The following is a 22,796-nucleotide window of genomic DNA, read 5'->3' as shown; positions in this document are numbered from 1 at the left end:
TCTAGAAATACCCCTCGCGCTTGCGGTCTTCCATCGCGGCTTCCGACATCTTGTCGTCGGCGCGGGTGGCGCCGCGTTCGGTGAGCCGGGAGGCGGCGATCTCGGTGATCACGGCGTCCAGGGTGGTGGCGTCGGAGTCGACGGCGCCGGTGCAGGACATGTCGCCGACGGTGCGGTAGCGCACCTGGCGGGTCTCGGTCCGCTCGTGCTCCTTGGGGCCGCCCCAGTCGCCGGCGGTGAGCCACATGCCGGAGCGGCTGAAGACCTCGCGCTCATGGGCGAAGTAGATCTCCGGGAGCTCGATGCCCTCGCGCTCGATGTACTGCCAGACGTCGAGTTCGGTCCAGTTGGAGATGGGGAAGACACGGACGTGCTCGCCGGGCGCGTGGCGGCCGTTGTAGAGCTGCCACAGCTCCGGGCGCTGGCGGCGAGGGTCCCACTGGGAGAACTCGTCGCGCAGGGAGAAGACGCGCTCCTTGGCGCGGGCCTTCTCCTCGTCACGGCGTCCGCCGCCGAACACCGCGTCGAAGCGGTGCTGCTGGATGGCCTCGGTGAGCGGGACGGTCTGCAACGGGTTGCGGGTGCCGTCGGGACGCTCGCGCAGCTTGCCCGCGTCGATGTACTCCTGGACGGAGGCGACGTGCAGACGCAGTCCGTGCTTCTCGACGGTGCGGTCGCGGTAGTCGAGTACCTCGGGGAAGTTGTGCCCGGTGTCCACGTGCAGCAGCGTGAAGGGGATGGGCGCCGGGGCGAACGCCTTCAGCGCGAGATGCAGCATCAGGATCGAGTCCTTGCCGCCGGAGAAGAGGATCACCGGCCGCTCGAACTCACCCGCCACCTCACGGAAGATGTGCGCCGCCTCGGACTCCAGGGAGTCCAGGTGGCTCAGTGCGTACGGGTTGACGGTGCCATCCGGCACGGTGGCGACGGTGCTCACGCCAGGCCCCTCTCGGTGAGCAGCGCACGAAGCGCCGCTGCGGACTCCTGCACGGTCTGCTGGTGCGACTCGATCCGCAGATCCGGCGAATCGGGTGCCTCGTAGGGGTCGTCCACCCCGGTGAGACCACTGATCTCGCCTGCTGCCTGCTTGGCGTAAAGACCCTTCACATCGCGCTCCGAGCACACCTCGACCGGGGTCGCGACATGCACCTCCAGATACGCGGTGCCCTCCTGCTGATGACGCTTGCGCACCGCGTCACGGCTGTCGGCGTAGGGCGCGATGACGGGGACGAGTGCCTTCACACCGTTGGCGGCCAGCAGTTCGGCGACGAAGCCGATCCGCTGGACGTTGGTGTGCCGGTCCTCGCGGGAGAAGCCGAGGCCCGCGGAGAGGAACTCACGGATCTCGTCACCGTCGAGCACCTCCACCCGGTGGCCGTCGGCGCGCAGCCGGCCCGCCAGCTCGTAGGCGATGGTGGTCTTGCCCGCGCTCGGCAGTCCGGTGAGCCAGACGGTGGCTCCCGTCTCCGTCACGCTCATCGATATCTCCTGCTCGTTCGTCATCAGCCGTGCAGCCCGCATTCGGTCTTGCCCCGTCCGGCCCAGCGGCCGGCCCGTGCGTCCTCGCCCTCCAGCACCCGGCGGGTGCAGGGCGCGCAGCCGACGGAGGCGTAGCCGTCCATCAGCAGCGGGTTGGTCAGTACGCCCTGTTCGGCGACGTAGGCGTCCACGTCGTCCTGGGTCCAGCGGGCGATCGGCGAGACCTTGACCTTGCGGCGCTTCTCGTCCCAGCCCACCACCGGGGTGTTCGCCCGGGTGGGGGACTCGTCGCGGCGCAGCCCGGTCGCCCAGGCGGAGTACGCCGTCAGCCCCTCCTCCAGGGGCGCGACCTTGCGCAGCGCGCAGCACAGGTCGGGGTCGCGGTCGTGCAGCTTCGGCCCGTACTCGGCGTCCTGTTCGGCGACCGACTGACGCGGGGTCAGCGTGATGAGGTTGACGTCCATCACGGCGTCCACCGCGTCCCGGGTGCCGATGGTCTCCTCGAAGTGGTAGCCGGTGTCGAGGAAGACGACGTCCACACCGGGGAAGACCCGGGAGGCGAGGTGTGCGACGACCGCGTCCTCCATGGAGGAGGTGACGCAGAAGCGGCTGCCGAAGGTGTCGGCCGCCCACCTCAGGATGTCGCTCGCCGAGGCGTCCTCCAGATCGCGCCCGGCCTGCTCGGCCAGGTCCTTCAGGGCCTCGTCGGTGAGCTCGGCCGCTTGCAGAGTGTCCGTCATGTCCCTTGCCCTTCGGCGTCGTTGCGCTGGAGACCCTGAGTCAGAAGACCCAGGAACCTCAGCTGGAACGCTCGGTTGCAGGAAGCACATTCCCAGGCGCCGTGCCCGGTCTCGTGCGGACGCAGATCCTCGTCGCCACAGTACGGGCAGTAGAACGGCGCCGCTCGCTCGCTCATGACAGCGACTCCGCACTGGCCCTGGCCGCCCAGGTCGCGAAGCGCTCGTCGTCCTCGCGTTCCTCCTGGAACCTGCCGAGCACCCGCTCGACGTAGTCCGGGAGTTCGGCCGATGTGACCTTCAGCCCGCGGACCTTGCGGCCGAAGCCGGCGTCCAGGCCGAGCGCACCGCCGAGGTGCACCTGGTATCCCTCGACCTGCTCGCCGTTCTCGTCCAGCATCAGCTGGCCCTTGAGGCCGATGTCCGCCGTCTGGATGCGGGCGCAGGCGTTGGGGCAGCCGTTGATGTTGATGGAGAGCGGCTCCTCGAACTCCGGCATGCGGCGCTCCAGTTCGTCGATGAGCGCGGCGCCGCGCGCCTTCGTCTCGACGATCGCCAGCTTGCAGAACTCGATGCCGGTGCAGGCCATCGTGCCGCGCCGGAAGGGGGAGGGCTTGACCTGGAAGTCCAGGGCCTCCAGGCCGGCGGACAGGGACTCGATCCGGTCCTGCTCCACATCCAGGATGAGCATCTTCTGCTCGACGGTGGTGCGCACCCGGCCGGAGCCGTGCGCCTCGGCGAGCTCCGCGATCTTGGCGAGGGTGGAGCCGTCCACCCGGCCGACGCGCGGGGCGAAGCCCACGTAGAAGCGGCCGTCCTGCTGCGCGTGCACCCCGATGTGGTCACGCCAGCGGGAGGAGGGCCGCGCGGGCGGCGGTCCGTCGAGCAGCGGGCGCTTGAGGTACTCGTCCTGAAGGATCCGGCGGAACTTCTCCGGGCCCCAGTCGGCCATCAGGAACTTCAGACGGGCACGGGTGCGCAGCCGGCGGTAGCCGTAGTCGCGGAAGATACCGACGACACCGGCCCAGACATCGGGGACCTCGTCCAACGGCACCCAGGCGCCGAGGCGTTCGGCGAAGCGCGGGTTGGTGGAGAGCCCGCCGCCGACCCAGAGGTCGAAGCCGGGGCCGTGCTCGGGGTGGTCGACGCCCACGAACGCGATGTCGTTGATCTCGTGCACCACGTCCTGGACCGGCGAGCCCGAGATGGCGGTCTTGAACTTACGGGGCAGGTTGGAGAACTCCTTGCTGCCGATGTACCGCTCGTGGATCTCGTCGACCGCCGGTGTGCCGTCGATGATCTCGTCGGCGGCGATGCCCGCCACCGGCGAACCGATGATCACGCGGGGGCAGTCACCGCAGGCTTCCGTGGTCGATAGCCCGACCGCTTCGAGCTTCTCCCAGATCGCCGGGACGTCCTCGATGCGGATCCAGTGCAGCTGGACGTTCTGCCGGTCGGTGATGTCGGCGGTGCCGCGTGCGTACTCCTCGGAGACCTCGCCGATGACGCGCAGCTGGGCGGTCGTCAGCTTCCCGCCGTCGATGCGCACGCGCAGCATGAAGTAGCGGTCGTCCAGCTCCTCCGGCTCCAGCACCGCGGTCTTGCCGCCATCGATGCCGGGGCGGCGCTGGGTGTAGAGGCCCCACCAGCGCATGCGCCCGCGCAGGTCGTTCGGGTCGATGGAGTCGAATCCGCGCTTGGCGTAGATCGTCTCGATGCGCGTCCGCACATTGAGACTGTCGTCGTCCTTCTTGAACTGCTCGTTGCCGTTCAGCGGGGTGAAGTGACCCATGGCCCACTGACCTTCACCACGGTGACGTCCGGCCTTGCGGCGGGGCGTGGCGGCAGCAGGCTTCTCAGGGATGGCGGCCATGGCGATACGTCCTTCGGGACTGCAGGAGGGCGGCTCTGAACTGCACACTCGCGTGAGGCGCGGCGGTGCGCAGGGGGATGGAGCGGACTTCAGGGGGGCGCGGTGCTGGTAACTCTCAGCGGACCGGACAGATGGCGCTGGACATGCGGCCGAGGTCGACGTGCCGCCGACTCACCAAGGCAATTCCAGTTCCGGACATGACGGAAGCGTGTCACGCGGATCTCGGGCCAGTCCACCACGATCCATTATGTGGACGAGATGGTCCCGGTATATGAGACGTTGTGGTGTCGGTCACGCCCGGCCCGCCGACAATCCGTCGACAAAGCGATATCCGGGGCGCCCGTCAGGCGTACGCGCCGGGCCAGGGGCCCGGGCTCGCGACGTCCGGCTCCTGCTCGGTCTTCGTCTCGAACAGCCGGAAGCCCCGGCGCAGGTAGTTGTCCATGGCGTGCGGACCGTCGTTGGAGCAGGTGTGCACCCACACCCTCGTGGTGGGGGTACGCCCGGGATGGCGCTCCGCGAGGTCCCAGGCGCGCGCCACGCCGTACGCCAGCAGATGGCCGCCGATCCGGCGGCCCCGGAAGGCGGGGATCAGGCCGAAGTAGGCGATCTCGACCACCCCGTCCTCCTGGGCGTCCAGCTCGATGAACCCCGCCGGGGTCCCGTTCTCGTACGCCACCCAGGTCTCGGCCCCGGGACGCTCCAGGATCTCCCGCCACTGTGCGTGGGTGAGGCCGAGACGGTCGGTCCAGCGGACGTCCCCGCCCACCGCCGTGTAGAGGAACCGGCTGAACTCCGGCAGCGGTGTCCGCGAGCGGGCCACCGTCACCCCGTCCCCGGGGACGGCGGCCGGGTTCAGATCGCCCGGCGCCGTCTGTTCGAGGGACCAGACGGTGACATCGGCCATGGCGGGGGCCGTGGGCGCGGAGACACGCGCTGCGTCATTCATGGAGTTCATGGCGGTCATGGCCGCCAGAAAACCACGGCCGGTGCCGCCCACCCAAACCGCCCCGTCTCAGATCCTCCCGATCGGCACACGCGCCCTGAGCACCACCGGAGCCGTCGAACGGGGCAGCAGATCGGCCGGCTCGTCCGGATGCACCACATCCACCTCGACGCCCTCACGGAAGCGGTACGGCCGGTGTTCGAGCACCTCCGCGAGATGGCGGCGCATCCGCGATATCTCGGCCCGCACCGTCACCGTCCTCGACGCGTCACCGAAGACGTCCTCGGCCAGCTCCGCGGCGGTGCGCCCCTCCCCGTGCAGGGCCAGGGCGTACAGCAGCTCCGCGTGGCGGGGCGAGAGACGGCGCGTCCAGCTGCCCACCGGGCCCGCCACATGCACCGTGAGCCCCCGCTCCCGGCTCAGGTCGAGCACCACCCGGCGCGGTGAGTGGTCCTGGGTGCCCTCCGACACCTGCACGAGCCAGCCGCCCGGCAGCGGCTCCACCCGGCACATCCCGAGCGAGGACAGCCACACGGGACCCGGCTCCAGCGACTTGGGCAGCGGCAGCCGGTCCACCGGCGGCATCCCGCTGACGGCGGCCAGCCAGCCGTGGGAGTCCACCACCAGCGCACGGCCGCCCAGCCTGCACAGGAGCGGGGCGGCCACCGAGCGCAGCCGCTCGATCGCCACCAGATGCCGGCTGCGCAGCTCGCTCTCCGCCAGCGCCGCCACCGAGCCGACCAGCGCGAGCGTCGCCGGGTGGAAGGTGGAGGCGGGGCCGCTGATGTCGACGATGCCCATCAGCCGGCCGTCCCTGGGGTCACGCACCGGGGCAGCCGCACAGGTCCAGCCGTGCAGGGCGCGGATGAAGTGCTCGGCGGAGTGGACCTGGATGGGGGTGCGCGCGGCGAGCGCCGTGCCGATGGCGTTCGTCCCCGTCGCCGACTCCGCCCAGGCGGCACCCTCCTCGAGACAGATGTCCTTGGCCCTGCGCATCACCGCCGCGTGACCCTGGCGCCACAGGACCCGGCCCTCGGTGTCGGTGACGACCATGATCTGGTGGGCCGCGTCCGCGATCGTGGCAAGACCCTCCCGCAGCCGTGGCATGACCTCGCCGAGCGCCGTGCTCCTGCGCCGGTGCTCGATCTCGTCGATCTGCAGCAGTCTGCTCTCCGGCGACTGCTCGGGGTCGACCCCGCTGCGCAGCACACGGTCCCAGGACGCGTCGATCTCCGCGCGCGGGCCGGCCGCCGTACGCTCGCCCGCGAGCCGGGCCTCCCGCGCACGGTGGACCAGACGCTCTGCCGCGGACGAGCGTGAAGGGATCGAAGGCCGCGGCGGTGCGACAGGCTGTGTTTCCAAGACGGGTCCCCCCAACAAGGCGTGGGCCTGGCCCGGAAGAGCGAAACCCGGCCCGAGGGACACATCCTGCCGTGCGGGGAGCCCCTTGGCTCGCACTCCACGCAATGGTTGCAACCCTTTGCAACTCTGTTGGCAAGCCGCAGACCGTACGACAGTGGGTGTGCACCATGCGGAGAGTCATCGGCCCGCCGTGCGGTGCTGCACAAGCGTGGAGGGTGGTGCCGTGTCGGCGCAGCACCACCCTCCGTCGTTTGGGCCGGGCAGTCGCCCCGGGGGCCCTCAGCCCTCCTGGGCCCGCGCCCGCTCCACGACCGTCGCCAGGTCCAGGCTGTGCGGCAGCGTCCCGAACGCCGAACCCCAGTCCCCGCCGAGCCGTGAGGCGCAGAACGCGTCCGCGACCTCGGGCGGCGCCCAGCGCAGCAGCAGCGAGCCCTGCAGCACCAGCGCCATCCGCTCCACCAGCCGCCTGGCCCGCGCCTCGACGGCGTCCAGGTCCGCCAGCTCCGTCAGCAGGTCCTTGATCGCCGCGTCGAGCCGGTGGTCGGCGCCGCGTGCCTTTCCGACCTCCTGAAGGAAGGCGTTGAGCGCCTGCGGCTCACGCTGAAGGGCCCGCAGCACATCGAGGGCCTGTACGTTGCCCGAGCCCTCCCAGATCGAGTTGAGCGGGGCCTCGCGGAGCAGCCTGGGCATCCCCGACTCCTCCACATAACCGTTGCCGCCGAGGCATTCCAGCGCCTCCCCGACCACCGCCCCGCACCGCTTCGTCACCCAGTACTTCGCCGTCGGCACCGCGATCCGCAGGAGGGCACGCTCCTCCTCGGTGTCCGTGTCGTACGCGGCGGCCAGCCGCAGCGCGAGCGTGGTCGCCGCCTCCGACTCCAGGGCCAGGTCGGCCAGCACGTTGCGCATCAGCGGCTTCTCGATCAGCAGCCCGCCGAACGCGCTGCGGTAGGCGCTGTGGTGGATCGCCTGCGCCACCGCCTGACGCATCAGCGCCGCCGAACCGAGCACGCAGTCAAGACGGGTCGCCGCCACCATCTCGATGATGGTGCGCACCCCACGCCCCTCCTCGCCGACCCGGCGGGCCCACGTCCCGTCGAACTCGACCTCGCTCGACGCGTTGGACCGGTTGCCCAGCTTGTCCTTGAGCCGCTGGATCGCGAAGGGGTTGCGGGTGCCGTCCGGCAGGACCCGTGGCAGCAGGAAACAGCTCAGCCCGCCCGGCGCCTGTGCCAGCACCAGGAAGCCGTCGGACATCGGCGCCGAACAGAACCACTTGTGGCCGGTGAGCAGATACTCCCCGTCGGCCGCCAGCGGATCGGCCCTGGTGGTGTTGGACCGTACGTCGGTGCCGCCCTGCTTCTCGGTCATGCCCATCCCGAGGAGCACACCGGCCTTCTGCGACGCCGGCCGCAGCCCCTGCTCGTACACGTGCGAGGTCAGCAGCGGTTCCCACTCCGCGGCCTGCGCCGGATCGGTCCGCAGCGCGGGGACCGCCGCGTGCGTCATCGACAGCGGGCAGCCGTGGCCCGCCTCGGCCTGCGTCCAGACCAGGAACCCCGCCGCGCGCCGCACATGACCGCCGGGCCTGCCCCAGGCGTCCGTCAGCCCGGCGCTCACCGCGTGCCCCAGCAGCCGGTGCCAGGCCGGGTGGAACTCCACCTCGTCGATACGGTTCCCGTAGCGGTCGTGCGTGCGCAGCTTCGGCGGATTCTCGTTCGCCTGCGCCCCCCACTCCTGGGCCTGGAAGGAGCCGGCGGACCTGCCGAGACGGCTGAGCTCCTGCCGGGCCTCCTCGACGGTTCCGGGCGCGAGATGCCGCTCGACGGCCTCGGTCAGCGCCCGGTCTCCGGCGTAGACGTCATAGCCGACCAGCGGCGGAACCTGGTTGGTCACTGTGTGGGTGCTAGGTGCCATGCCGCTACGGTAAGGACGTGCAGGCAGCAAATGAAACACCCGAGCGGCCACCGGGTCGGCTCCACCGGGCTCGCGTCCTCTACCGCAACGTCTCGAAGCGACAGATGGCGTGGCAACTGCTCAAGGACACGGTCAACTCGTGCATGGAGTACCGGATCCTCGGCCTCGCGGCCGAGGCCGCCTTCTTCACCCTGCTGTCCCTGCCGCCGCTGCTGCTCGGCCTGATCGGGCTGCTCGGCTACGTCGACGACTGGACGTCCACCGCCACGGTCGCCTCCATCGAGCGCAACATCCTGAACGCGGCGCAGACCGTGCTGTCCGAGCGGGGCGTCGACGACATCGCCAAACCGCTCATAGCCGACGTGACCACGGGCGCGCGCCCCGACGTCATCTCCCTCGGCTTCGCGATCGCGCTCTGGTCGGGATCACGCGCGGTGAACGTCTTCGTCGAGACCATCACCGTGATGTACGGGCTCGACGGCCACCGCGGCATCGTCAGGACGCGGCTGCTCGCCTTCGGTCTCTACGTGGTCGCGCTGCTGCTGGGTGCCGTCGTGCTGCCGCTGCTCGTGGTCGGCCCCGACCGGGTGGTGGAGTTCGTCCCGTGGGGCACCGAGGTGCTCGCCGTCATGTACTGGCCGCTGGTGATACTGCTGACCATCGCCTTCCTGACGACGCTCTACCACGTGTCCGTGCCCGTCCGTTCGCCCTGGATCGAGGATGTGCCCGGCGCGCTCGTGGCGCTCGGGATGTGGGTGCTCGGCAGCTTCCTGCTGCGGATCTACCTCACCAGCACGATCGAAGGGCCCACGATCTACGGCTCGTTGGCCGCGCCCATCGCCGTCCTGCTCTGGATAGGGGTCTCGGCCTTCGCCGTGCTCGTCGGCGCCGCCGTGAACGCCGCGATCGACCGGGTCTGGCCCTCGCTCGCCACCGCCGCCGCCCGCGCCACCACCGAGCGCGCCCGAGCGGCGCAGGCCGCGGAGCTCGTGGCCCGTACCCAGGCGGCGAACTGGGACGCGTACGCCGATGACGACGAGGAGGACGAGGAGGACGTCTCCATGCCCTCCGAGTTCCCCGAGCGCTGGTCCCGCTTCCTGCCCCCGGACGACGTGAAGTCCCGGCTGCACGGCAACCGGGACAAGGACACGCCCTAGACGCACTCCTGGGGCGAGGTGCCGGGTGCCGTGAGCGGCAGGCCCAGGTGAGCGCGTTCGGTGAGCCACCGGGTCGGCCGGTACCGGTCGTCGCCCGTCGTGGCGTGCAGGGACCGCTGGAGCTCCAGCATCCGCGTGGCGCCGATCCGGTCGCCCCAGGCCAGGGGCCCCGTCGGGTAGCCGAGGCCGGTGGTCACGGCGAGGTCGATGTCCGCCGGGGTGGCCAGTGAGCGCTCGGCGATCGAGGCGGCGACCGAGACCACCGAGGCGAGCAGCCGCTGCGCCACCGAACCGGCGGTGTCCCTTACCACCGACACGGCCCAGGCCTCCTCGCCGGCCGCCGCACGTGCCAGGACCGCGCGGGCGTCCCGCGCGGCCGCCGGGTCGGACGCGGGCGTCACCGCGAGCACCCGGCGGCGGCCCGCCGGGGCCAGCGGATCGACACCGAAGGTGCGGTCGGCGGGCAGCCCGACCGAGGCCACCGCCGCCGCCACGGTGGTGCCCCACACGGGGGCCAGGACCAGGGCGCCCTCGGTGGGCGCGGGACCGGTCTCGACCGTGGCCCCGGCGGCGGCCAGCGCGGCCCGCAGCGCGGCCGCGCCCTGCGCGTACGCGCCGCCCGCGATGAACACCGGCCGGTCGGCGTCGCCCGTCACCGGCGGTTCGGGGGCACGGGCGGGAGCCTCGGGGCCGTACGCGAACCAGCCCTGTCCGGTCTTGCGGCCGTGCAGGCCCGCGGTGACCCGGTTCGGGGTGAGATACGAGGGCCGGAGCCGGTCCTCGTGGCGGAAGCCCTCCCAGATCGAGTCGATCACGGCAGCCGTGACATCGAGCCCGGTGAGGTCCATCAACTCGAACGGGCCCATGCGCAGCCCCAGGACGTCCCGGGCGATCCGGTCGATCACGGCCGGATCCGCGACGGACTCCTCCAGCAGTGCCAGGGCCTCGGTCACCAGACCCCGGCCCGCGTGGTTGACCAGGAAGCCGGGGGTGTCGGCGACGGTGACCGCGTGATGGCCGCAGCTCTCGACGAGCTCCGTGAGCGCCGGCGGGATCCCGGGGCGGGTCGCGGCGCCGGGCACCACCTCGACGATCCTCATCAGCGGTACGGGGTTGAAGAAGTGCAGCCCCGCCAGGCGCCCCGGGTCGCGCAGCGAGGAGGCGATCCGGGTCACCGAGAGGGACGAGGTGTTGGTCGCGAAGACCGCGGAGTCCGGCAGGACCTGCTCCAGCTTCCCGAACACCTCGGCCTTGGTGTCCAGATCCTCCCGTACGGCCTCGACGACGAGGCCGACCCCGGGGCCTGGCGCCCAGGGGTCGGCCAGCGGCACCAGCCGCTCCAGGGCCGCGTCCCGGTCGCCCGCGGACATCCGCCCCTTGTCCACCGCGCGCCCCAGCATGGACCGTACGAAGTCCACGGCCGCCGTCACCGCCTCGGCCCTGACATCGCAGAGCTCGACGGTGTGCCCGCCGGCCACGGCCCACTGGGCGATGCCGCGGCCCATGGCTCCGGCGCCGACGATTCTGATACGCATGGCGGTGACGTCCTCTCGGAGTTCGGATCAGGAGGGTGTTCCGACGCTCCCATTCTCCACGCCCGCCCCACGCACCGCCCACGCCCCAGGGTCCGTCAGACCGCCAACTCGGCCGTGAGTTCGCGCCGCGCCCGTGCGGCGGCCCCGACCGGTACGGCGTCGGAGCCCAGGGCGGCCCTCACCAGCGTGACCGGGTGGCCGCTGACCGGCGGGTCCGCGGCCAGCGCGGCGAGGATCAGTGGGCCGAGCAGCGGCCAGGCCCGGCTGACGCCGCCGCCGATCACCACGGTCGTGATGTCCACGACGCCCGCCGTCATCACGATCGCCCGGGCGATACCGGCACCGGCCGCCTCGTACACCGCGAGGGCGTCCGGGTCCCGGTGGTCGCGCGCCGCTCCGGCGACCTCGCGGGCGGTCAGCAGCCGGCCTGTGCGGTCCGCGTAACGGGCGGCGATGGAGCGGCCCGAGGCCAGGGTCTCCAGATGGCCCCGTCCGCCGCACGAGCACAGCAGGTCACCGAAGCCGGGGATGTGCCCGATCTCGCCGGCCGCGCCGTGCGGTCCTGTGAACAGGGCGCCACCGCTCCAGAGCGCGCCGCCGACCCCGGTCCCCAGGGTGATCCCGAGTACGTCCGGCTCGTCGCGCACGGCGCCGCCCGAGACCTCCCCGAGGAGGAAGGCGTTGACGTCGTTGTCCAGGAACGCCGGGACGCCCAGGGCGTCCTCGACGAAGTCCGTCACCGCGAAGCCGGCCCAGTCGGTGAAGGAGTCGCTGGCCACCAGGATGTGGCCGGTGGCGGAGTCGACGACGCCGGCGGCGCCGACCCCGCAGCCGGTGAGCCGTCCCGGAGTGCGCTCCAGCAGGGGAGTCAGTGCGCCCAGGGCCGCTTCGAGCATCGCCCGGCCGCCGTCGGCCGCCGGGGTCGGCACCTCCGCGCGGTCGAGCACGGTCAGGTCGCCGGCACACACCACCACCTGGGTGGTGGTGCCGCCGATGTCCACTCCGGCGAAGAGCGTGCGGTCGTACGCGTTCATTCCTTGGCCTCCGTCAGGCCTGCGGTGAGGGCGGCCAGACGTTCGGCCCTGCGGCCGCGCTGGATCACCGGGTCGGGCACCGGCACGGCGGCCAGCAGCCTGCGGGTGTAGTCGGTCTCCGGGTGCAGGAGGGTTGCTCCGGTGGGGCCCTGCTCCTGGATCCGGCCGCCCCGCAGCACCACCACGCGCTGCGCGAAGTGCTGGACGACGGCGAGGTCGTGGGAGACGAAGAGACAGGCGAAACCCAGCTCGTCCTGGAGCTCGGAGATCACTTCGAGCACCGCCTCCTGCACGCTCACGTCGAGCGCGCTGGTGGGCTCGTCGGCGACCAGCAGCCGGGGTTCCAGGACCAGGGCGCGGGCCAGGCTGACCCGCTGGCGCTGACCGCCCGACAGCTCGCGGGGTGCGCGCCCCGCGAGGTCGCCCGGCAGCCTGACCCGGTCGAGGATGGCGGCGACCTTGTCCCTGCGGTCCTTGGCGGAGAGGCCACGGCGGTGCACCCTGAGCGGCTCGGCGACGCACTCGCCGACCGTCATCCGGGCGTCCAGGGAGGCCACCGGGTCCTGGAGGACCACGCCGATGCCGGCGCGCAGCGCCCGGCGTGCCCGGGATCCGGTGCGCCGCAGGTCGGCGCCGAACAGCGAGACGGTGCCGGAGCTCGGCGGGATCAGGCCGAGCGCGACCCGGGACGCGGTGGACTTGCCGGAGCCCGACTCACCCACCAGGCCCAGGGTCTCGCCCGCGTGGACGGTGAGGGAGACCCCGTCCAGCGCCCGTACGGCGTTCTTCCCGCGGCCGAACACCACGGATATGTCGTCCAGCGCGACCACGGGTTCGGTGTCCTCGCGCCCGGCGGAGGCCGTGGGTGCCTGCGTGTCCGCCTCGGCCACCGAAAGACGCGGGACCGCGGCCAGCAGGCGCCGGGTGTAGGCGTGGGAGGGGCGCAGGAGCACGTCTTCGACCGGTCCGGTCTCCACGATCTCGCCGCGGTACATCACGGCGACCCGGTCGGCGAAGTCGGCGACGACCCCCATGTTGTGGGTGACCAGCAGGACGCCGGTGCCCGTCTCGGCGGCGAGCCCGCGCAGCAGGTCGAGGATCTCGGCCTGCACGGTGACGTCGAGCGCGGTGGTCGGCTCGTCGGCGATCAGCAGGACGGGGTCGTTGGCGATGGCCATGGCGATGACCACACGCTGGCGCTGCCCGCCGGAGAGCTGGAACGGATAGGCGCGGGCCCGCTTCTCCGGCTCGGGTATGCCCACCTTGCGCAGGAGCGCGACGGCCTCGGCCGCGGCCTCCTTGGCGGTCACCTCGCGGTGGTTGCGGATCACCTCGGAGATCTGCCTGCCGATCCGGGTCAGCGGGTCGAGCGCGGTGGCCGGCTCCTGGAACACCATGGACGCGGTCCGGCCGCGCAGCGCCGCCAGACCCGGCTCCTGGGCGCCGACCACCTGGGTGCCGACGATGGTGGCGCTGCCGGTGGCGCGGGCGTTGTCGGACAGCAGGCCCATCGCGGCCAGCGCGATCGTCGACTTGCCGGAGCCCGACTCGCCGACCAGGGCGAGCGTCTCGCCGGGCCCGACGTGCAGGGAGACACCACGGACCGCCGGTACCTCCCCGGTCTCGGTGGTGAAGACGACGCCGAGGTCGTCGAGTTCGAGAATCGGCCCGGCCTGCGGGGCGGCGGGGCCCTGGGTGGCGGTCATCCGCGTCCCCTCACGTCGAATGCGTCGCGGAGTCCGTCCCCGATCGCGTTGAACGCCCACACCACCACGATGATGGCCAGGCCGGGCGGGATGATGAGCCACCAGTAGCCGGAGTAGGCGGCGGTCAGACCGGCCGAGAGCATGCCGCCCCAGTCGGTGGCCGGCGGCTGGACGCCCAGGCCCAGATAGGAGACGTAGGCGACCAGCAGGATGGCGTCGGCGATCTGGAAGGTGGCCGCGACGATGATGGTCGAGACCGAGTTCGGCAGGATGTGCCGGGTGATCGCCCGGGCGTGCGTACCGCCGATCGCCCGCAGCGTCAGGACGTAGTCGCGGTTCTTCAGGCTCAGCGTCTCCGCCCTGATCAGCCGGGACGGCACCAGCCAGGAGACGAAGCCCAGGATGACGATCAGCCCGGTGAGGCCCGGGGTGGTGATGGCCGAGACCACCAGCAGGATGAAGAGCGCCGGGATGGCGATGCCCGCGTCCACGATCCGCATCATGACCGCGTCGATCCAGCCGCCCGCGTACCCCGCGACAGCGCCCCACAAGGTGCCGATCACGGTGGCCAGGGTGCCCGCGGCGAGCCCGACGATCAGCGAGACCTTGCCGCCGTACATGAGCCGGCCCAGCTCGTCGTGGCCGACGGCGTCGGTGCCGAGCCAGTGCGAGCCGCTGGGGGCGAGGTTGACCTGCTGGAGCATCGTGTGGGTCTGGTCGGTGGAGTACACCAGCGGACCGATGAAGCAGAACAGGAAGATGAGGACCACGACACCGAGCCCGACCACGGCGAGCCGGTTGCGCAGGAAGCGCCGCAGGGCGAGCCGGGAGCCGGACGCCGTGGCGGCGGCGGTGGTGGCCGTGCCGGGCACCTTGCCCGGCTGGATGACGGCGCTCATGCCCGGCCTGCCTTCACTCGGGGATCGATGATGCGCTGGACGATGTCGGCGAGGAGCGTGCCGACGACGGTGGCGACCGCGATGACCAGCACGCAGCCCAGGAGGACCGGGTAGTCGGAGGACTGTGCGGCGGTCCAGAAGAGCAGCCCCATACCGGGGTAGTTGAAGAGCTGCTCGACGACCAGGGCGCCGCCGAACAGCACCGGCACGTAGTAGCCGAGCATGGCGACGACCGGCGTCAGCGAGTTGCGGAACACATGGCGCCACAGGATGGCGCGGGAGCGGGAGCCGCCGGCCCGCGCCGTCCTGACGTAGTCCTCGGAGAGGTTCTCCAGGGTGGCCGCCCGCATGTAGCGGCTGAACACCGCGATCATCGACGCGGCGCCGGCGACGACCGGCAGCACCAGCGCCTGCGGTTCGGAGAACACCTGCGCGAGCGTGTCCCCCTGCGGGGCCTGCGACGGGAACCACGGCATCGCCTGGCTGAACACCAGCACCAGGATCAGTCCGAGGAAGTACACGGGCGTGGAGTAGGCGATGAAGCTCAGCGTGGTGATGACGTAGTCCACCGGCTTGTTGCGCCGGACGGCCTGCCACATGCCCAGCGGGATGGCCAGCACGAGGCCGACGATCGCCGACAGGGCGGTGAGCAGCAGGGTCTTGGCGAGCCGCTCGGTGATGAGCTGGGACACCGGCTCGTTGAGGGTGTACGAGACGCCCAGGTCGCCGTGGAGCAGCTGGTTGAGGTAGTAGAAGTACTGCACGGGCAGTGGCTTGTCGAGGCCCTGCTCGTGGTTGAAGGACGCGATCTGCTGCGCCGTGGCCTGCGGGCCGAGGATCCCGCGAGCGGGACCCCCGGGCAGGGCGTGCAGCAGACCGAAGACCACGACCGTCACGATGACGATCACCACGACGGCCTGGAGGGCCCGCCTGATCAGGTACGAGGAGGTACTCATGTGCTTTCCGGTCGCTTCGGCTCAGTGGCAGGCATGGTCACCGGCCGGGCTCACTCGGACGTCCACTTCCACATGGCGGGGTGGAAGTTGGCGAGCGAGTCCTGGGCGAAGCCGCCCAGGCCCTTCTTGACCACGGAGACCTGGTAGTCCGGCTCGGGCAGCCAGATGACCGGGAGGTCCTTCGCCAGGGCCGCGCTGTACTTCTGCATCGCCGCGTCGGAGGAGGAGGTGGTGGTCTCGTTGATCAGCTCGTCCACGGCGGAGTTGGAGTAGTTGCCGAAGTTGGAGCCGCCGCCGGTGGCGAAGAGCGCGTCACCGCTCGGGTAGGCCGGGAAGTACCAGCTGCCGGCGGAGCCGAAGAAGGAGAGCTGCCACGTGCAGTCGGCGTCGTCCGCCTTGCACTGCCCGGACTGCGAGAGGACCGAGTTGACCGGGGCGGTCTTGATGCCGAAGTCGATGCCGGTCTTGGCGAACGACGACTGAAGGGCGCTCATCATGTTGTCGGTCACGGTCGAGCCGGACTGCGAGAGCACCTGCATCCTGAACTTCGTGCCCTTGTCCACACCGGCGCCGCACTGGTGGTCACCGGTGCCCGGGTCGGTGCACATCATGGTGCCGCTCTGCTCGGTCCAGCCGTGGTCGGTCAGCAGCTTCTTCGCCTTGGCGGTGGAGAAGGGGTACGGGTTGTTCTTCTGCTCCGGGGAGACGAAGGACGAGGTCTGGCCCTGCGGGACCGGGCCGTAGGTGGAGACCGCCGTGCCGTTGAAGACGACCTTGGAGAGGGTGGTCTGGTCCACCGACATCTGGATCGCCTGGCGGGCGTAGAGCTGCTTGAACACCGCGCCCATGGCGGGGTTGTTGAAGTTGTACGGCATGTACGTGACGGCCCAGCCCGACCACGGCTTCACGCTGTAGCCCTTCGCGGTGAAGGACGCCTCCTGGCTGAGGTTGGTGGCGTTGATGTAGCCGTAGTCGACGGTGCCCGCCCGCAGCGCGTTCTCCTCGGCCTCCGTGGTGGTGAACGGCAGCAGGTTCACGGTCTTGATGTTGGCCTTGCCCCCGCCGTCGTACTTGGGGTTGGCCACCAGCTGGACCTTGCCGGCCGTGGAGAACGACTTGATGGTGTACGGGCCGCTGACCGTCTTCCAGAGCGGGTCGGTCGCATAGCCGGAGATCTTCTTGGCGGCCTCGTTCAGATACGTCCAGACCTTCTTGGCGCCCGCGGGGGTGTGGTCGAGGTCCGACACGGTGCCCGAGTCGCTGGTCTTGTCCCAGACGTGCTGCGGCATCGTGCGGATCATGCTCAACTCGTTGGCGAGCATCCACTGCTGGTTGTAGGCCCGGTCGAAGGTGATGGTGAAGTGCGTGTCGTCGGCGATCTTCAGCGAGGTCCAGTTGTCCGGCGCCTTGCCGGGGCTGTAGCTGGCCCAGTCCGCCTTGTTCGCCTTGACCAGGTTGAACCAGAACTCCACGTCGCGGGACGTGATCTGCTCGCCGTCGCTCCAGTGCCGGTCGCCGAGCGTGATCGCGACGCTCTTGCTGTCCTTCGAGAAGTCCGCCGCGGTGGCGAGTGAGTTGTCCTTGTTCCAGCCCACCTTGCCCGCGGAGCCGTCGTACGCGATCAGCGGCTCCCACACGGACTGGGATATGGAGGCGTTGTTGGTGTTGAGATGGGCCGCGGTGCCGACCGGAAGGATCCAGTTCGGCGTGAAGTTGGCCGGCAGGGCGTAGTTGATGGTGTCCGACGAGGCGGAGGCGGACGATGAGGTGCCGCCGCCGGAACAGCCCGACAGCAGAGCGGTCGCGGTGGCGGCGGCGCCCGCGACCAGGGCCCAGCGGCGGCTGTTCGCCGTGTGAGCAAGGATCATGATTCTCCTCAGAGTGAAGGGGCCCGCATGCGTCCACAGGTGACCGGCGCTGCGCTGACGACAGCTAACGCCCGAGTTGCCGAAGAAACAAACAAGAATTAGTAACAAGTAAGTTTCTACGAATTCGACGAAAGTCTTCTCGCCCCGTTCTGTCCGCTGGTAAGGGTGGATTTGTGGGTATTCGAGCAGGGTTTTCGGACGGCGTACTTTCTTCATGGAGCTGTTCCCCCACGCGAAGCGCGGGCGTACTGTCTTCGCCACACCCACCGTTGCGGAAGTAACTTTGTACATGACTGGAATAAGTGCGTGGGACCGCAAGGCCACCAAGGGGACCTCGGCCGTCGCCGTACGGGTCCTGGAACTCATCGCGTCGGGTCAGGCGTCGTCACGCGCCGAACTCGCCGCACAGCTCGGGGCCGCCGCGTCCACCGTCTCTCTCGCGGTGGGCCAGCTCGTGGAGCGTGGGCTGATCGCCGAGGAGGGCACCAAGGCCTCCACCGGCGGGCGCCCTCGTAAGGTCCTGAGACTGGGCAGCCGCGACGAGTTCGCCGTCGCCGCGGACCTCGGTGGCCGGCACGCCCGGATCGGCGTGGTGCTGCCGGGCGGCGGTCTGACCGACGTCTCGACCGTCCCGTTCCTGGTCGCCGACGGTCCCGAGGCGGCCCTGTCCCGGCTGGCCGACACCCTGGAGGCGCTCGCCGAACAGCGCGGACGCGGCGGTCTGCGCGGGGTCGGGCTCTCGCTGCCCGGTCCTGTGGACATCGCGTCGGGCTCGGTCGTGCTGCCCTCGCGGATGCCGGGCTGGAACCGCTTCCCGGTCACCGCCTGGCTGGAGGAACGCTTCGGCATCCCGGCGGCCGTGGACAACGACGCCAACTGCATGGCCATGGGTGAGCACACCGTACGGCTCGACGGACGCCGCCAGACGATCATGGTGAAGATCGGATCGGCGATCGGCGCCGGTGTGATCGTCGACGGGCGTCTCTACCGGGGCGCGACCGGCGCCGCCGGGGACATCACCCACATCCGCATCGACGCCGCTGCCGACATCCCCTGCTCCTGCGGAAACACCGGCTGCCTGGAGACCGTGGCCTCGGGCGCCGCCCTGGTCCGCATCATGTGCGAGGGCGGGGCCGATGTGAACAGTCTGGAGGACGTGGTCCAACTGGCCATCGACGCGGACCCGCTGGCCACCCGCACCGTCCGCAGGGCCGGCGACCACCTCGGCCAGGTGCTCGCGGCCAACGTCAACTTCTTCAATCCGGAGGCCGTCTACCTCGGCGGCATCCTCTCCACCCTTGAACCGTTCGTCGCCGCCGTGCGCAGCCGGCTCTACGAGAGCTGCCACCCGCTGGTCACCGAGCACCTCACCATCGAGCGGGCCGGCCTCGGCGCCGACGCGGGACTGGTCGGCGCAGGGCAGTTCGCCCTCCAGCGCGCCCTGGCCCACGCCCTGCACGAGGTGGGCTCAGGCCCGCCCGGCACACTCGCGCCCCGCCCGGTCTGACGCCCCAGCCCCATCGCCCCACCACACCCACGAGGAGCCATGTCGCAATCCCGTACCACCGCCCAGCCGGTCGTCGTCATAGCCGGACTCGGCATCGAGTCCTCCACCTTCTCTCCCGCACGGACCGGGGCCGCCGCCTTCCACCCCTCGCGCGGCGCCGAGGTGCTGGACCGCTACCCCTTCCTGGCCCCGGGTGAGGAACTGCGCGAGGCGGCCGACTGGCACGGCGCGCTGGTCGGCAAGTCGCTGCCGGGCGGCACCGTCACCGCCGCCGCCTGGGCCGAGCTGACCGACGAGCTGATCGAGCGGCTCGCGGCCCTGCCCCGCCCGGACGGCCTCTGGTACGACATCCACGGCGCGATGACCGTGGAGGGCGTCGACGACGCCGAGGCGGTTCTGCTGGAACGCATCCGCGCCACCGTCGGACCCGACGTGATCATCTCCACCTCGATGGACCTGCACGGCAACGTCTCACGCGCACTCGTCCACGGCAGCGACCTGATCACCTGTTACCGGATGGCCCCGCACGAGGACCACATGGAGACCAAGGAGCGGGCCGTCCGCAACCTGGTGGACCTGCTGGTCTCCGGAGCGCCCCGCCCGGTCAAGGCATGGGTGCCGGTGCCGGTGCTGCTGGCCGGCGAGCAGACCTCCACCCGGATCGAGCCGGCCAGGAGCGTGTACGCGGCCGTGGACGAGGTCGAGGCGGTCGACGGCGTGACCGACGCCGCCATCTGGGTCGGCTACGCCTGGGCCGACGAACCCCGCAACCGTGCGGCGGTGGTGGTCACCGGCACCGACACGGCTGCCGTGTCGGCCGGCGCCGAGCGCCTGGCCCGGGGCTTCTGGGAGGCCCGCGACGACTTCGCCTTCGTCGCCCCCACCGGCACCTTCGACGGCATCCTGGACGAGGCCCTGGACTCCGATCTGCGCCCGTACTTCATCAGCGACACCGGGGACAACCCGACCGCCGGGGGCGCGGGCGACATGACCTGGGGCCTGACCAGGCTGCTGGCCCGCCCCGAGTTCCGGAAGGACGACGGCCCGACCGTCATCTACGCATCGGTGCCGGGCCCCGCCGCCGTGGAGACCGCCGTCGCCGCCGGTGTCGGTGCCACCGTCACGGTCACCGCGGGCGCCGAGGTGGACGACCGGCACGCGGGCCCGGTCACCCTGACCGGCACGGTGCACGCCATCAGGCACGGTGACCGCGACGCCAGGACCGAGGTCGTGATCCGGGTCGGCAGCGTGTACGCGATCCTCACCGGGCTCCGCAAGCCCTACCACCACGAGCACGACTTCACCGACCTGGACCTCGACCCGCGCGGCGCCGACATCGTCGTCGTGAAGATCGGCTATCTGGAGCCCGAGCTCTTCGACATGTCGACCGGCTGGAAGATGGCGCTCACCCCCGGCGGTGTGGACCAGGACCTGGTGCGCCTGGGCCACCACCGCATCCGCCGCCCGATGTTCCCCTTCGACCGCGAGATGGCCGCCCCTGATCTGTCGGCGCGCATCATCCCCGCCTCGGACCGGCCGCTGACCGGGGACGACGAGTGAGTCCGGGTGCGCGTCCCTGTCCTGCCCTGGAGATTGCCGTCACCTCCCCGGCCGGTGCCCGCACCGCCCGGGAGAACGGCGCCGACCGGGTGGAGCTCTGCACCGGTCTGGAGCTCGGCGGTCTGACCCCGTCGGCCGCGCTGGTGGAGGCGGTCGTGGGGGAGGGACTGCCGGTGCACGTACTGGTCAGATGCCGGCCGGGCGACTTCGTCCATGACGCCCAGGAGATCGCGCTGATGGCCGCCGAGGTGCGGTCGGTCATCGCCTCCGGCGCATCCGGCGTGGTGATCGGCGCGCTGACCGACGAAGGCGTCCTGGACACCGAGGCGCTCGCCAGGATCGCCGGGGCGGCTCGGGCCACGGGCCGCCCCGTGGACATCACCCTGCACCGGGCCGTCGACCGGTCGGCCGACCCGGTGGCCACCGCCGCCCTGCTGCCCCTGCTCGGCCTGACCCGGGTCCTCACCTCGGGCGGCGCCCCCGCGGCGGCCGATGGGCTGGCGACGATCGCCGCGATGGCCGCGGCCGCACCCGAGGTGGAGGTGATGGCCGGTGGCGGCGTACGCCCCGCCGACATCCCGGCGCTGACGGCGGCCGGAGTCGCCGCCGTGCACCTCTCGGCCAAGTCCAGGGCACCGCTTCGGCGCGGCGGCACCTGGGTACCGCTCGGCGACCGGGGAGCGTCGGCCGAGCAGGACACCCACTTCGTCACCGATCCCGCGGTGGTGGCCGAGGCACGACGGGCGCTGGAAGCGGCGGCCTGATCGCACCGCTGCCGTGCCTACCCGGGGCGGTCCGCCGTCCGCGACCGTGTGGTCGCGGACGGCTCGGCCAGATGGTCCGCCACCGCGCCCGGGTCGGCCAGCCTGTTCAGCCTGGCCGGTACGTCGAAGCCGACCAGCAGCACCACGATCACCGTCCCCGCGAAGGTCAGCACCGCCAGTGCCTGCCCCAGGTCCATCCCGGACGCCAGACGCGCCCCGAGCACCGGGGCCACCGCCCCGCCGAGCGCACCCACGTTGTAGGTGAATCCCAGCGCGGCCCCTCGGCTCGCGGTCGGGAAATGGCCGCCGATGTACCGCGGCAGCAGCCCCGAGATCCCGAAGCTCGTCGCCTGGAGAAGGAACAGCAGACAGCCCAGTACCAGCAGGTTGTCGTGGACCGCGAAGACCGGGAAGACGAAGGCCAGCGATGCCAGCAGCGTCAGCGCGTACGCCTTCTTCGCGCCGATCAGGTCGCCCAGGAAACCCGCGCCCCAGCAGCCCACCATCGTGCCGAAGCCGGCGAAGAACAGGACGTCGGTGACCTGGCCGGTGCTGTAACCCAGGTCGGACTTCAGATAGGTGGGCAGCAGCGACTGGATGGGCCAGGAGTACAGGAACGCGAAGAACAGCGTCACGATCATCGAGACGTACAGCAGCCAGCCGCGCTTCCCGCCCAACTGGACCGCGAACGCCAGCAGCGCGAGCCCCGCGACCACCGAGAGGGCCGGCACCATTCCCTCGCCGCTCGGGGTGAAGACCATGAAGAGCGAGAGCGTGGCGACCACGACGAGCACGGTGTTGACCGTGGCCAGGCGCGGGGTGCGGAACAGCGGCCGGAAGGGGTTCGGTTTGGCCCCCTGGTCCGCGACGTCCGCCGTCCACTCCTCGGCCTCCGGCAGGGCCCGCCGCATCCACAGCGCGACCGCGATCGGTATCAGGCCCAGATAGAACATCCAGCGCCAGCCGAGCGAGGGCACCACCCAGTCGTAGACCTGCGCGGCGAGGACCGAACCGACGGAGAACCCCGAGATCAGGAAGCCGCTGGCCCGGCTACGGAGCCGGGCGGGCCAGCTCTCCATGACATACGTGGCGCTGGCCCCGTACTCACCGGCCATGCCCATGCCGATGGCGAGCCGCGCCGCGAAGAGGCTGTGGTAGTTCCAGGCGAACCCGCAGGCGAAGGTGCCCAGCGAGTAGAGCAGGATGCTCAGCACCATGGAGAGCTTGCGGCCGTAGCGGTCACCGAGTGCACCCAGTACCGCGCCACCCAGCCACCGGGTGATGAAGGCGCCGGAGATCAGACTGGCGGCCTGCACCGTGCTCAGTCCGAAGTCGTCACTGATCTCGGTGAGGACGAGAGTGATCAGGACGAAGTCGAAGCCGTCGAGTACGTAACCGAGCCAGGCGGCGAAGAAGGACTTCCACTGCGTACCGCTCACTTCGCGGTACCAGGGGAGCGTGGAGGGTGGTTTCTGCACGGTGCGCTCCATGGTGCG

20 protein-coding genes are annotated in these 22,796 nt (G+C 71.0%); 4 read left to right on the top strand and 16 right to left on the bottom strand.

Annotation, left to right across the window (positions count from 1 at the left end):
• Position 1: 1 nt before the first annotated feature.
• The 9 genes from cysD to OG623_RS05940 all read right to left on the bottom strand — a co-directional run bounded on the left by cysD (position 2) and on the right by OG623_RS05940 (position 8,314).
• A complete protein-coding gene (gene cysD / locus OG623_RS05980) occupies positions 2-937 on the bottom strand; it encodes a sulfate adenylyltransferase subunit CysD (protein ID WP_406144932.1) in 936 nt (311 codons plus the stop codon).
• Complete coding sequence (gene cysC / locus OG623_RS05975) at positions 934-1,479, bottom strand: adenylyl-sulfate kinase (RefSeq protein WP_362894316.1); 546 nt, start codon at positions 1,477-1,479, stop codon at positions 934-936. Before cysC ends, cysD begins: the two co-directional genes overlap by 4 nt.
• A 23-nt stretch (positions 1,480-1,502) precedes the next feature.
• Positions 1,503-2,219 (bottom strand): phosphoadenylyl-sulfate reductase, encoded by a 717-nt coding sequence (locus tag OG623_RS05970; RefSeq protein ID WP_406144929.1) that lies wholly within the window; start codon positions 2,217-2,219, stop codon positions 1,503-1,505.
• Positions 2,216-2,395 (bottom strand): hypothetical protein, encoded by a 180-nt coding sequence (locus OG623_RS05965; protein WP_406144927.1) that lies wholly within the window; start codon positions 2,393-2,395, stop codon positions 2,216-2,218. The genes OG623_RS05970 and OG623_RS05965 overlap by 4 nt, the downstream gene beginning before the upstream one ends.
• The gene (locus tag OG623_RS05960; protein ID WP_406144925.1) at positions 2,392-4,089 is read right to left on the bottom strand and encodes a nitrite/sulfite reductase; all 1,698 of its coding nucleotides are present in this window, start codon (positions 4,087-4,089) and stop codon (positions 2,392-2,394) included. Before OG623_RS05960 ends, OG623_RS05965 begins: the two co-directional genes overlap by 4 nt.
• A gap of 115 nt (positions 4,090-4,204) precedes the next feature.
• Positions 4,205-4,288 (bottom strand): putative leader peptide, encoded by an 84-nt coding sequence (locus tag OG623_RS05955; protein WP_349817346.1) that lies wholly within the window; start codon positions 4,286-4,288, stop codon positions 4,205-4,207.
• Positions 4,289-4,432: 144 nt separating this feature from the next.
• Positions 4,433-5,038, bottom strand: coding sequence for a GNAT family N-acetyltransferase (locus OG623_RS05950; protein ID WP_406144923.1), 606 nt, complete (start codon positions 5,036-5,038; stop codon positions 4,433-4,435).
• A gap of 66 nt (positions 5,039-5,104) precedes the next feature.
• On the bottom strand, positions 5,105-6,397 hold the full coding sequence (locus OG623_RS05945) for a GAF domain-containing protein (RefSeq protein WP_406144921.1): 1,293 nt from the start codon (positions 6,395-6,397) through the stop codon (positions 5,105-5,107).
• 279 nt (positions 6,398-6,676) lie between these two features.
• Positions 6,677-8,314 carry an acyl-CoA dehydrogenase family protein gene (locus OG623_RS05940; RefSeq protein ID WP_406144919.1) on the bottom strand — a complete coding sequence of 546 codons (1,638 nt, stop codon included), beginning with the start codon at positions 8,312-8,314 and terminating at the stop codon, positions 6,677-6,679.
• 17 nt (positions 8,315-8,331) lie between these two features.
• On the opposite strand from OG623_RS05940, the gene OG623_RS05935 reads away from it, so the two are divergent.
• On the top strand, positions 8,332-9,471 hold the full coding sequence (locus tag OG623_RS05935) for a YihY/virulence factor BrkB family protein (RefSeq protein WP_406144917.1): 1,140 nt from the start codon (positions 8,332-8,334) through the stop codon (positions 9,469-9,471).
• Here OG623_RS05935 and OG623_RS05930 read toward each other — a convergent pair.
• The 6 genes from OG623_RS05930 to OG623_RS05905 all read right to left on the bottom strand — a co-directional run bounded on the left by OG623_RS05930 (position 9,468) and on the right by OG623_RS05905 (position 17,469).
• Positions 9,468-11,006 carry a 3-hydroxyacyl-CoA dehydrogenase gene (locus OG623_RS05930; RefSeq protein ID WP_406144915.1) on the bottom strand — a complete coding sequence of 513 codons (1,539 nt, stop codon included), beginning with the start codon at positions 11,004-11,006 and terminating at the stop codon, positions 9,468-9,470. The genes OG623_RS05935 and OG623_RS05930 overlap by 4 nt on opposite strands.
• A 95-nt stretch (positions 11,007-11,101) precedes the next feature.
• The gene (locus OG623_RS05925) at positions 11,102-12,040 is read right to left on the bottom strand and encodes an ROK family protein (protein WP_406144913.1); all 939 of its coding nucleotides are present in this window, start codon (positions 12,038-12,040) and stop codon (positions 11,102-11,104) included.
• Positions 12,037-13,746, bottom strand: a complete 1,710-nt coding sequence (locus OG623_RS05920) for a dipeptide ABC transporter ATP-binding protein (RefSeq protein WP_406144911.1) — start codon at positions 13,744-13,746, stop codon at positions 12,037-12,039. Before OG623_RS05920 ends, OG623_RS05925 begins: the two co-directional genes overlap by 4 nt.
• On the bottom strand, positions 13,743-14,645 hold the full coding sequence (locus OG623_RS05915) for an ABC transporter permease (protein WP_406144909.1): 903 nt from the start codon (positions 14,643-14,645) through the stop codon (positions 13,743-13,745). Before OG623_RS05915 ends, OG623_RS05920 begins: the two co-directional genes overlap by 4 nt.
• Positions 14,642-15,601 (bottom strand): ABC transporter permease, encoded by a 960-nt coding sequence (locus tag OG623_RS05910; protein ID WP_406144907.1) that lies wholly within the window; start codon positions 15,599-15,601, stop codon positions 14,642-14,644. Before OG623_RS05910 ends, OG623_RS05915 begins: the two co-directional genes overlap by 4 nt.
• A 50-nt stretch (positions 15,602-15,651) precedes the next feature.
• Complete coding sequence (locus OG623_RS05905; RefSeq protein ID WP_406144905.1) at positions 15,652-17,469, bottom strand: peptide ABC transporter substrate-binding protein; 1,818 nt, start codon at positions 17,467-17,469, stop codon at positions 15,652-15,654.
• A gap of 289 nt (positions 17,470-17,758) precedes the next feature.
• Here OG623_RS05905 and OG623_RS05900 point away from each other — a divergent pair, with 289 nt between their 5' ends.
• From OG623_RS05900 to OG623_RS05890, 3 genes are read left to right on the top strand one after another with little or no spacing between them, the layout of a single operon-like run.
• Positions 17,759-18,976, top strand: a complete 1,218-nt coding sequence (locus OG623_RS05900; protein WP_406144903.1) for an ROK family protein — start codon at positions 17,759-17,761, stop codon at positions 18,974-18,976.
• 39 nt (positions 18,977-19,015) lie between these two features.
• The gene (locus OG623_RS05895; RefSeq protein WP_406144901.1) at positions 19,016-20,536 is read left to right on the top strand and encodes a M81 family metallopeptidase; all 1,521 of its coding nucleotides are present in this window, start codon (positions 19,016-19,018) and stop codon (positions 20,534-20,536) included.
• Positions 20,533-21,300: a copper homeostasis protein CutC gene (locus tag OG623_RS05890; RefSeq protein ID WP_406144899.1), complete on the top strand. Its 768-nt coding sequence runs from the start codon at positions 20,533-20,535 to the stop codon at positions 21,298-21,300. Before OG623_RS05895 ends, OG623_RS05890 begins: the two co-directional genes overlap by 4 nt.
• A 17-nt stretch (positions 21,301-21,317) precedes the next feature.
• On the opposite strand, the gene OG623_RS05885 is transcribed toward OG623_RS05890, so the two are convergent.
• Positions 21,318-22,790 carry a sialate:H+ symport family MFS transporter gene (locus OG623_RS05885; protein WP_406144898.1) on the bottom strand — a complete coding sequence of 491 codons (1,473 nt, stop codon included), beginning with the start codon at positions 22,788-22,790 and terminating at the stop codon, positions 21,318-21,320.
• Positions 22,791-22,796 lie beyond the last annotated feature (6 nt).

The organism is Streptomyces sp. NBC_01012 (assembly GCF_045162755.1).
In the GTDB taxonomy this organism is placed as follows: domain Bacteria; phylum Actinomycetota; class Actinomycetes; order Streptomycetales; family Streptomycetaceae; genus Streptomyces.
The sequence above is the reverse complement of the archived record's forward strand: the minus strand, read 5'-3'. Positions and strand labels throughout refer to the sequence as shown.